The sequence below is a fragment of the Streptococcus pseudopneumoniae genome (genome assembly GCF_038148935.1).
Taxonomy (GTDB): domain Bacteria; phylum Bacillota; class Bacilli; order Lactobacillales; family Streptococcaceae; genus Streptococcus; species Streptococcus pseudopneumoniae_U.
Map to the genome: position 1 here is coordinate 1 of NZ_JBBJZX010000075.1, position 9,755 is coordinate 9,755.

A 9,755-nucleotide genomic window follows, 5' to 3' on the forward strand; every position below is an offset into this window, starting at 1 on the left:
AAAACAAGAAAAGCTTATGAGAAGTTTTTGGTCTTTTCATAAGCTTTTTTTATCTATTCTTCCAGGCTTGGTAACGGGTATCAATCAATAATTGGGTAAGGCGTCCCATGGTTTCCCTTTCTTCTTGGGTGAGGGATTGAGCTTGGACGAAGAGATGACGAATGTGTTCGATAGCCTTTAAGGAAGCCAAGTCATTGATAGAAGTAATACCAGAATCAAGAATGGTGCCAAAGAAAAGGTCGAAGTAAAGTTGAAGTTCCTCGTCAGGGACTGTGGCTACCCACTCCTTGAAGGTTATGTCTACTTGTTGACTATCGCTGTTGGTCTTATCCAGTTGGATGAAGTGCTTGTCCTCAATCTGCCAACTAAAGGTATCGTGCTGGGCAATACCACCCAGGGCAGTACTTTGAACGATGATTTGGTGGGCAGGGATTTCCATCATCATACCGATGATGGAACCTTGTGGGATAAAGACCTTGGTTCTATCCATTATCCTTTGATAGCCCTCGGTTTGTGTCAGTTCTTTGTGGAGACCAGGCGCATCAAAGGTATAAACTGCTGTGATCTGATTTTGCAAGCTTTGCTCAATTTGACTAGCCGCATAGATGGCTAGATTTCCTCCCTTGGAATGCCCAGCCAGAATGACCTTCTGCTTAGGATAGTGGGCAAAAAAGTTCTTTAAATAGCGGAGGGCGTGCTTTTGTGCAGGAATTTCCTTAATATAAGTCAGGTGAAAATCTTCCTTCCAGCCAATGATACTGTCATCTGTCCCACGAAAGACAATCAGATAGGTATCGAGAGTGAGGCGGTAGCTCATAGCCGCAAATTGTTTTTGCAGCTCAGGATCAATGTCATTGATAAAATGGGAGAGTTTGCAATTTTTGAAACGTTTGTGTTGAGCTAGTTCATCTAATAGCTGGAGGCGATTTTTGCTGGTCAACATGTTAGATTCTCTTGGAACCTGAGGAGCCAGGTCTAAAAGTCGCTGAGGAGCTGTGGAAACCAGATTATCAAAGGAGAGGTAGGTGATTTCTGTTAAGGCTAGAATGTCTAATTCATTTAAAGGAAGGTCGTAAAAGGAATCGTGTGCGACATCTTTCAGATAATCAAAAATATTGGCCATAAGAGCTCCTTTCTTTTTATTTATCTTATCAAATTTCCATTAAATTAGCTATTCTTTGATAGTTGAAAACAAGCTCTTTCAAATTCAGTTTCAGGCCTTCTAGCATGGAAAAATCTGTTATAATAATAGAAAAGGAGAAGCGCATGCACAAGATTTTATTAGTAGAAGATGATCAGGTCATTCGGCAACAAGTCGGAAAAATGCTCTCTGAATGGGGATTTGAAGTGGTTCTGGTAGAAGACTTTATGGAAGTTTTGAGTCTATTTGTTCAGTCGGAGCCTCATCTGGTTCTCATGGATATTGGTTTGCCCTTGTTTAATGGCTATCACTGGTGTCAGGAAATCCGCAAGATTTCTAAGGTCCCCATCATGTTTCTGTCTTCCAGAGACCAGGCGATGGATATTGTCATGGCAATCAATATGGGCGCGGATGACTTTGTGACCAAGCCTTTTGACCAGCAGGTTCTTTTAGCCAAGGTTCAGGGCTTGTTGCGTCGTTCCTATGAGTTCGGGCGTGACGAGAGTTTACTGGAATACGCCGGTGTGATCCTCAATACCAAATCCATGGATTTACATTATCAAGGCCAAGTCTTGAATTTGACCAAGAACGAATTCCAGATTTTACGCGTTTTGTTTGAGCATGCTGGCAATATCGTAGCACGTGACGACCTCATGCGGGAACTTTGGAACAGTGACTTTTTCATTGATGACAATACCCTCTCAGTTAATGTGGCTCGCTTGCGTAAAAAATTGGAAGAGCAGGGCTTGGTAGGATTTATCGAAACCAAGAAAGGAATAGGGTACGGACTGAAGCATGCTTGATTGGAAACAATTTTTTCTAGCCTATCTGCGCTCTCGTAGTCGTCTGTTTGTCTATCTGCTTGCTTTAGCATTTCTGGTCTTACTCTTTCAGTTTTTATTTGCCAGTCTAGGAATTTACTTTCTCTACTTTTTCCTCTTGTGTTGCTTTGTAACCATTTTATTTTTCACTTGGGATATATTAGTAGAAATGCAAGTCTATCGTCAGGAAATTCTCTATGGGGAGAGGGAAGCCAAGTCTCCTTTGGAAAGAGCTTTAGCAGAAAAATTAGAAGCGCGTGAGATGGAACTCTATCAGCAGAGGTCAGATGCAGAAAGAAAACTGACAGATTTGCTGGATTACTATACCTTGTGGGTTCATCAGATTAAGACTCCCATTGCAGCTAGTCAACTCTTAGTTGCAGAAGTAGCCGATCGCCAACTGAAGCAGCAACTAGAACAGGAAATTTTCAAAATTGACTCCTATACCAATCTAGTCTTGCAGTACCTGCGTTTAGAAAGTTTTCATGATGATTTGGTCTTAAAGCAGGTTCACATCGAAGACTTGGTTAAGGAAATACTTCGTAAATATGCTCTTTTCTTTATTCAAAAAGGTTTGAGCGTCAATCTACATGACCTTGATAAAGAAATTGTGACGGATAAAAAGTGGCTGCTAGTAGTCATTGAGCAAATCATCTCCAACAGTCTCAAGTACACCAAGGAAGGTGGTCTGGAGATTTATATGGACGGTCAAGAGCTCTGTATCAAGGATACGGGAATCGGGATAAAAAACAGTGATGTTCTCCGAGTCTTTGAACGTGGCTTTTCAGGATACAATGGTCGTTTGACCCAGCAGTCATCTGGTCTTGGCCTCTATCTATCTAAGAAAATTTCTGAAGAACTGGGTCATCAGATTCGGATCGATTCTGAGGTCGGAAAAGGAACGACAGTAAGGATTCAGTTTGCTCAAGTGAACTTAGTACTTGAGTGAGAATAGACAATGAGGTTGAGTTAAAACTCATTTTTTCCAAGAATTGAGTTTTTACCCAATCTCTTTTTGCTATATTTCAGGATATTTGAAGACTGTTTTTTACAAAACGAATAATAGAATTTTTAATACGGATATAGTATAGATACTGCTTCAAAGTGAAGTTTTGTATGCTTTATACTTTTATTGAGTATAAAATCTATAAACTAAGGTGGAATTACAAAAATTAATTTGAGATGAAGTGAATTGTAGTCTTGGGAAATATCTCCTATTCGATTTCAGAATGAATCGCTGATACAGGATTAAAAGAACTGTTTCCAAAGAATTATTGAATGTATCGAATACACACATTCTATTGATTTTGAACCAGTTTTTAATTTCTAAATGTTATAATAGTTTTATCAAGTAAAAGGAGACTGCCATGATTGGAGACAATATAAAATTCTTACGAAAATCACATAATCTGATATAAGCAGAATTTTCACGGATTGTGGGTGTGTCACGAAATAGCCTAAATCGTTAGAAAAACTGAAAAAGCTTACTTTCAATAGAAGTATTGAAAATATTCATTTTACATCTATCAAAGAAACATGGGATAGACCTATATTTTACAAAATAGCAAATTATATTTTGAATGATAGTAAAAACTGCAGTACTTGTGTGATTTACAATTATTGCACTCAATGTCCTGGTATCTCACTATCTGAAACAGGGAATAGTAGAGATTGTTCTGCGATATGTAAAAAAACGCATTAGCAAGGAGTATCGTATATGCTACCATATCTTAAAACTATTAGATGGTATCTCTTCTTTAATTTTCTTTTTGGTGTAGTATCGAATATCTGCACAGCTTTGTTACCGTATTTCACGCAGGCATTAATCAAAGGGGATTATCAAGTAGCTCTATATGGTTACTCTATGTCAGTGGCAGGCTATTTGAGTTGTAACTATATCCAAATGCTACTGGATTGGAAGCAGGGGATTATCTTTTCGACTACTTTGAAAAATGAGTGGTTTCGTTCACTTCTGGGACTCAGTCACCACGATTTCAAGCAGAAAACAGTAGCAGAGTATATTTCCTATCAATCTAATGACCTAGATTCGTTGGAAAAGGATTACCTTCCTCCATTGATGAGTTTTATCAAACAAATTTTACGTATCATCATTTACGCTTTCATTATTAGCAGAACAATTAATCCTATTGTATCACTGATTTTAATCTTTTCCACTGGAATTAGTATTCAAATTCCTAAAATCGTTGGGAAGTTGACCGCTAATCGTAGACAGGTTTACTTGAAAAAACAAGGAGATTACTATCGAACTTTGGAGGATTTGCTCATGGGACATCATTTGGTAAATAAACTAACTATGTCGCATTTTTTGAATCAACAAAAGAGTTCTCTAAAGAATTTGCAGGATAAGTATTTTAAGTATGGTTTGACAAAAATTACAGGCATCTTATTGACAGGTGTTTCTTTTGAATTCATTAGTCTTGTTCTGTTTATTTATTTAGCCTACTCTCTATCTCACCAGCAACTCGGTATTCCTGAGGTGGTGGCGAGTTTCGGATATATTAATGCTTTTTCTGAACCAATACAGGAAATCCTTTATGATTTACAAATGTTAGAGTCCGTAAAGCCTGTAATCAAGAGTTTTCAAAACATTGTTGGGAGACCCGTTTCAGTTCAAGCACCTCAACATTCTTTTGATACGATTACTTTGAAAAATATTTCCAAACAACTGGGAGAATCAAAATTGATAATTACTTCCGCTACGATTCAAAAAGGGGATAAAATTGCGCTTATTGGTAAGAATGGGTCTGGAAAAAGTAGTCTTCTCAATATTTTAAATGGAACAGATGAAGATTTTGAAGGACAAATTGTGCTAGATGGGCTTGTTTTGGACCATCTTTGGGGAAGATTCGGTATGATTCTGCAACAAGAACATACATTTATTTCGAGTTATGAAAATAATGTAACGCTATTCAATAGTTTCAATGAAAAATTCAGAGAAGAAGATTTTGAAAAAATTCCACCACAATCCCTGTCAGGTGGTCAGCAACAACGAATGTATTTAAATCGTGAGAAAAATCGTAAAAATCCATTGCTTATCCTAGACGAACCTTTCTCTGCCTTGGATACTAATCAGTTTAAAATGGAATTGGAAAGAGTTCTGGAACTACCAAGTGCCGTCATTGTTACTTTACATCGCCAAAACGAATTATTAAGTAAGTTTGATCAAGTTTGGGAAATTAAGAATGGAGAACTTGTAATTTTGAAATAGCTAAATTATAAAGAATAAAACGCATAGTATCAAGGTCATTCAACACCTGATATTATGCGTTTTTCTGATTTTAAGGACTTTTTACTAGGCTCTTATTTCTCAACGCGTGATTTGTTGGCGATATCAGCTAGGATAGCTTGAACAAAATCATCTACTGAGACAGTTTGTGTTTCTTTTTGGCCGTAGCGACGAACGTTGACTGTTCCGTCTTCCATTTCCTTGTCCCCAACGATCAATTGGTAAGGAATCTTGCTTGTTTGTGAAGCACGGATCTTGAACTGCATTTTTTCATTGCGCTCATCTACGTCTGCACGGACACCGCGGTCACGGAGTTTTTTAGCTACTTCCCAAGCGTAGTCCACGTGTTTTTCGTTAGATACTGGGATGAGGGTTACTTGGTGTGGTGCAAGCCATGTTGGGAAGGCACCCTTGTAGTTCTCAATCAAGATAGCTGTGAAGCGTTCCATAGTTGAGATAACTCCACGGTGGATCATAACTGGACGGTGTTCTTCACCATCAGCTCCGATGTATTTGAGGTCGAAGCGTTCTGGAAGCAAGAAGTCAAGTTGGATAGTAGAAAGAGTTTCTTCTTTTCCAAGGGCTGTCTTAACTTGAATATCCAATTTTGGTCCGTAGAAGGCTGCTTCACCTTCGGCTTCAAAGTAGTCCACACCCATTTCATCAAGGGCTGCACGAAGCATGGTTTGGGCATTTTCCCACATCTCATCGTTATCAAAGTACTTGTGAGTATCTTGAGGGTCGCGAAGAGAGAGGCGGAAGCGGTACTCATTCAAGTTGAAGTCTCCGTAAACATCGATAATTAACTGAAGGGCACGTTGGAATTCTTCTTGGATTTGTTCTGGAGTAACGAAGAGGTGACCGTCGTTGAGTGACATTTCACGTACACGTTGAAGACCAGTAAGGGCACCAGATTTTTCATAACGGTGCATCATACCGATTTCAGCGATACGGATTGGCAACTCACGGTATGAGTGAACATGGTGTTTGAAGACTTGGATGTGGTGTGGGCAGTTCATTGGACGAAGGACAAATTCTTCCCCGTCACCCATGTCCATAGTTGGGAACATGTCTTCTTGGTAGTGATCCCAGTGACCAGAAGTCTTGTAAAGTTCAACAGAAGCAAGTGGTGGAGTGTAGACGTGTTGGTAGCCTGAAGCTAGCTCTTTGTCTACGATGTAGCGTTCCAACTCACGACGAATAGTCGCACCATTTGGCAACCAGAATGGAAGCCCTTGACCGACTTCTTGAGAAATCATGAAGAGGTCAAGCTCTTTACCAAGTTTACGGTGGTCACGTTCCTTAGCTTCTTCACGCATTTGAAGGTAGTTTTTCAAGTCTTTCTTGTCAAACCAAGCTGTACCATAGATACGTTGCATCATAGCGTTGTCGCTATTTCCACGCCAGTATGCACCTGCTACATGGAGAAGGTGGAAGATTTGGATGCGACCTGTTGATGGGACGTGAGGGCCACGGCAGAGGTCTACATATTCACCTTGACGATAGATAGTCAAACCGCCTTCGTCTTCAGAGTGTTCTTCAATCAATTCCAACTTGTAAGGGTCGTTCTTGAAGATTTCACGTGCCTCGTCTTTAGTCACTTCTTCACGGATTGATGGGAAGTTTTCTTTAACGATTTTTTGCATTTCTTCTTCGATACGAGGAAGGTCTTCGTTAGAGATTTGACCAGCTGTGTTGTCAGTATCGTAGTAGAAACCATCTTCGATGGCTGGACCAACTCCCAAGTGAATGTCTGGGAAAAGACGACGAGCTGCTTGGGCGAACAAGTGAGCAGCTGAGTGACGTAGGATTGGAAGGGCATCTTCGTGATCAGGTGTCACAATTTCGATGCTTCCATCTTCAGTGATAGCACGAGTAGTGTCGATGAGTTTGCCGTTGAATTTACCAGCCAAGGCCTTTTTAGCTAGGGAATTGCTGATAGATTGAGCAATTTCAAAAGTTGTAACGCCAGATTCGAATTCACGAACAGCGCCGTCTGGGAAAGTAATGTTAATCATGATGTTCTCCTTTTTATTATTTCATAGTTTTTAAGCATTGACTTTTTTGCAGACTACTTCCTAGTCTTAATGTTCAATTGCTTTTCTTTATCAGAGAGGAAGTTTTCCATTTCCGTCAGAATGTCTATATCCAGACGTTGAGAAAGTTCTACTAGCCACCAGATATTTTCTGAAAGTTTTTGTTCCAGTGTGTAGGGTGTTTCATCATAGTAGCGTCCTTGCTTTGTCATCACCAATCGTTGGAAATTTCCAATATCATTAGACAAAGCCAAGAGGTCTTCTTCTACCGTCCACTTGGAATCATGATGCTTAACTTCCAGTTTGTGATAAGCTTGTCGGATTGCCCCACAGCGCTCCACTAATTCTTGCAACTCCATAGTTAGCCTCCTCATAAAAAATTGCGACATCCTCGAAAGGACGTCGCAACGTGGTTCCACCTTCATTTATGTACCTCAAAAGAGAGGGACACCTCTGATTGGCTCTAACGTGGCCACCGTTTTATGTTTTCATAAAAAACTCAAGAGTAGTATCAGTTTAGGCTCTCTATGCGTTTCCAGCAACCACGCACTCTCTAGTAGAAAGGGACTAAGTGACTTGTCTCTATGGATTATTATAGCATGATTGTGAGATTTTTCAAGGATTTTGTGAAAGTTTTTTGTTTTTCATTTTTGTAGAATATGCTTGATGCCAATACCGGAAGCCATGCCCACCAGAGCCAAGGTTTCATAGATTAGAAAGTAAATTAGTATAAACTCACCAAAAGTTATGATAGTAAAGCAAAAGAGCAGTCCGTTACCAATTAACCACCAAAGTGAGAAACGGAATCGGTAGCTATAGAGTAGCGATACAATCAAGATTACCAGAGGTGTAAAGAAGAGAATATTATTTACGTAGAGACTCTTGAGAAAAAGGGGGTCAGAAATGATTAGTGATAACAACTGATAAAGTGGCCAATAAAAGAAAAATATGACCAGATAGTAGGGGACATGGGAATAGAATCTAGGCATGATAATCACCTCGTTTAAAAACAGATAACTTGGATTTCTTGCTATGATTATTATAGCATGTTTAAAACAAGAAAGTAAATCTGTTGACAAAGAAGTTAGTTATTGGTAGAATAGGGATTGTCGTAAAGACAAATAACTTCTTCTTGGTTACAGGCATGCCAACCTGTCACTCGGATGAAGCCAAATAAAAAGGAGAAACATCATGGCAATCTCAAAAGAGAAAAAAAATGAAATCATCGCACAATATGCACGTCACGAAGGTGATACAGGTTCAGTAGAGGTTCAAGTTGCTGTCCTTACTTGGGAAATCAACCACCTTAACGAACACATCAAACAACACAAAAAAGACCACGCTACTTACCGTGGATTGATGAAAAAAATCGGTCGCCGTCGTAACTTGCTTGCATACTTGCGTAAAAACGACGTTAACCGTTACCGTGAGTTAATCAACTCTCTAGGACTTCGTCGCTAATCTTGCGTCTAAACCGTTTCTATACTTCGTTGGCTTCGGCTCGATGTACCATTAGTACAATCTTCGCCTCGTCGCCTAGTCTATAAACGGTTTATCCAGCAAGACTGGAGCTCTTTGATTTTCAGAGGGCTTTTTACGTTGTCACCTTACCTTGGTATGCTCAAGTATTATCTTTGGTTACGGTTCCTAGCACTGTAAGGTAAAATAAACCAGATCTTCTCCCTTCGGGGAGATTTTTTTTGTTTCACTGAAAGTTTCGTACGATCTTCGCCTCGTCGCCTAGTCTATAAACGATTTATCCAGCAAGAATTATGATGCTAAGGGCGTCAAAAATCCGTATGAAAATAGGGAAAGGACACCGTGTTCGATGAACACAAGGAGTTTCATCTTTTTCACTAGGATTTTAGCCCGGGCTCAAATCAGCTCTCTGACTTCAGAGGGCTCTTTTATTGAGGTTTTATCGGTCACAATTTTGGAGACTACAAAAACTTCAAATGGTATCAGCTAATTACACCATAAAGGTGCGTAGCTACTCAGCGAGTAGCTGTCTGCAAGCTCCATCGGAGAGCCCACACTTTACGAAGTAAAGTATAGTATGTTATACTTTACATGGAAGTAGTCGCCGAATTCCAGTTAGAAATTACTTTGTAACTACGTTTTGAGGAGGAGTAAAATGCTTTCCTATGTTCGAAATTACCCACTAGCGATAGCTAAATTAATGTGTCTGTGCTCTCCTAAAATCTGCTGATTTATTACTGACTAATACAGGAGGGTTTTTTATGGGACAGACAATCATATCTGCTATTGGTGTTTATATTTCCACCAGTATCGATTATTTAATTATTTTATTTATTTTATTTGCACAGCTATCACAGAATAAACAAAAATGGCATATTTATGCGGGGCAATATCTAGGCACAGGCTTACTTGTAGGGGCGAGTTTAGTTGCTGCTTATGTCGTTAATTTCGTGCCTGAAGAATGGATGGTTGGATTGCTTGGTTTAATCCCTATCTATTTAGGGATTCGCTTTGCAATTGTTGGAGAAGGT

8 protein-coding genes and 1 pseudogene are annotated in these 9,755 nt (G+C 39.5%); 5 read left to right on the top strand and 4 right to left on the bottom strand.

The features are described from left to right. Positions 1 to 49: 49 nt before the first annotated feature. Complete coding sequence (locus WKI42_RS08085; protein ID WP_368081645.1) at positions 50 to 1,123, bottom strand: DUF2974 domain-containing protein; 1,074 nt, start codon at positions 1,121 to 1,123, stop codon at positions 50 to 52. A 143-nt stretch (positions 1,124 to 1,266) separates the two neighbouring features. Here WKI42_RS08085 and WKI42_RS08090 point away from each other — a divergent pair, with 143 nt between their 5' ends. The 3 genes from WKI42_RS08090 (at position 1,267) to WKI42_RS08100 (ending at position 5,191) form a co-directional block, all read left to right on the top strand. Then, on the top strand, positions 1,267 to 1,944 hold the full coding sequence (locus WKI42_RS08090; RefSeq protein WP_000548991.1) for a response regulator transcription factor: 678 nt from the start codon (positions 1,267 to 1,269) through the stop codon (positions 1,942 to 1,944). Beyond that, entirely contained in the window at positions 1,937 to 2,911 is a 975-nt protein-coding gene (locus WKI42_RS08095) for a sensor histidine kinase (protein ID WP_368081646.1), read from the top strand. The genes WKI42_RS08090 and WKI42_RS08095 overlap by 8 nt, the downstream gene beginning before the upstream one ends. Positions 2,912 to 3,679: 768 nt before the next feature. Then, on the top strand, positions 3,680 to 5,191 hold the full coding sequence (locus tag WKI42_RS08100) for an ABC transporter ATP-binding protein (protein WP_368081647.1): 1,512 nt from the start codon (positions 3,680 to 3,682) through the stop codon (positions 5,189 to 5,191). 92 nt (positions 5,192 to 5,283) lie between these two features. Here WKI42_RS08100 and thrS read toward each other — a convergent pair whose 3' ends face one another. The 3 genes and pseudogenes from thrS to WKI42_RS08115 all read right to left on the bottom strand — a co-directional run bounded on the left by thrS (position 5,284) and on the right by WKI42_RS08115 (position 8,234). Then, positions 5,284 to 7,227 (bottom strand): threonine--tRNA ligase, encoded by a 1,944-nt coding sequence (gene thrS, locus WKI42_RS08105; protein ID WP_042900582.1) that lies wholly within the window; start codon positions 7,225 to 7,227, stop codon positions 5,284 to 5,286. A 53-nt stretch (positions 7,228 to 7,280) separates the two neighbouring features. Next, on the bottom strand, positions 7,281 to 7,604 hold the full coding sequence (locus WKI42_RS08110; RefSeq protein WP_000422772.1) for a hypothetical protein: 324 nt from the start codon (positions 7,602 to 7,604) through the stop codon (positions 7,281 to 7,283). 256 nt (positions 7,605 to 7,860) lie between these two features. Then, positions 7,861 to 8,234: pseudogene (locus WKI42_RS08115) on the bottom strand (hypothetical protein). Between the two features lie 202 nt (positions 8,235 to 8,436). Between WKI42_RS08115 and rpsO the strand changes: the two are divergent. Together rpsO and WKI42_RS08125 are read left to right on the top strand one after the other, a co-directional pair. After that, on the top strand, positions 8,437 to 8,706 hold the full coding sequence (rpsO, locus tag WKI42_RS08120) for a 30S ribosomal protein S15 (protein WP_001018251.1): 270 nt from the start codon (positions 8,437 to 8,439) through the stop codon (positions 8,704 to 8,706). Between the two features lie 779 nt (positions 8,707 to 9,485). After that, positions 9,486 to 9,755 (top strand): cadmium resistance transporter (locus WKI42_RS08125; RefSeq protein ID WP_368081649.1); only part of this gene is annotated, 270 nt, incomplete at its 3' end.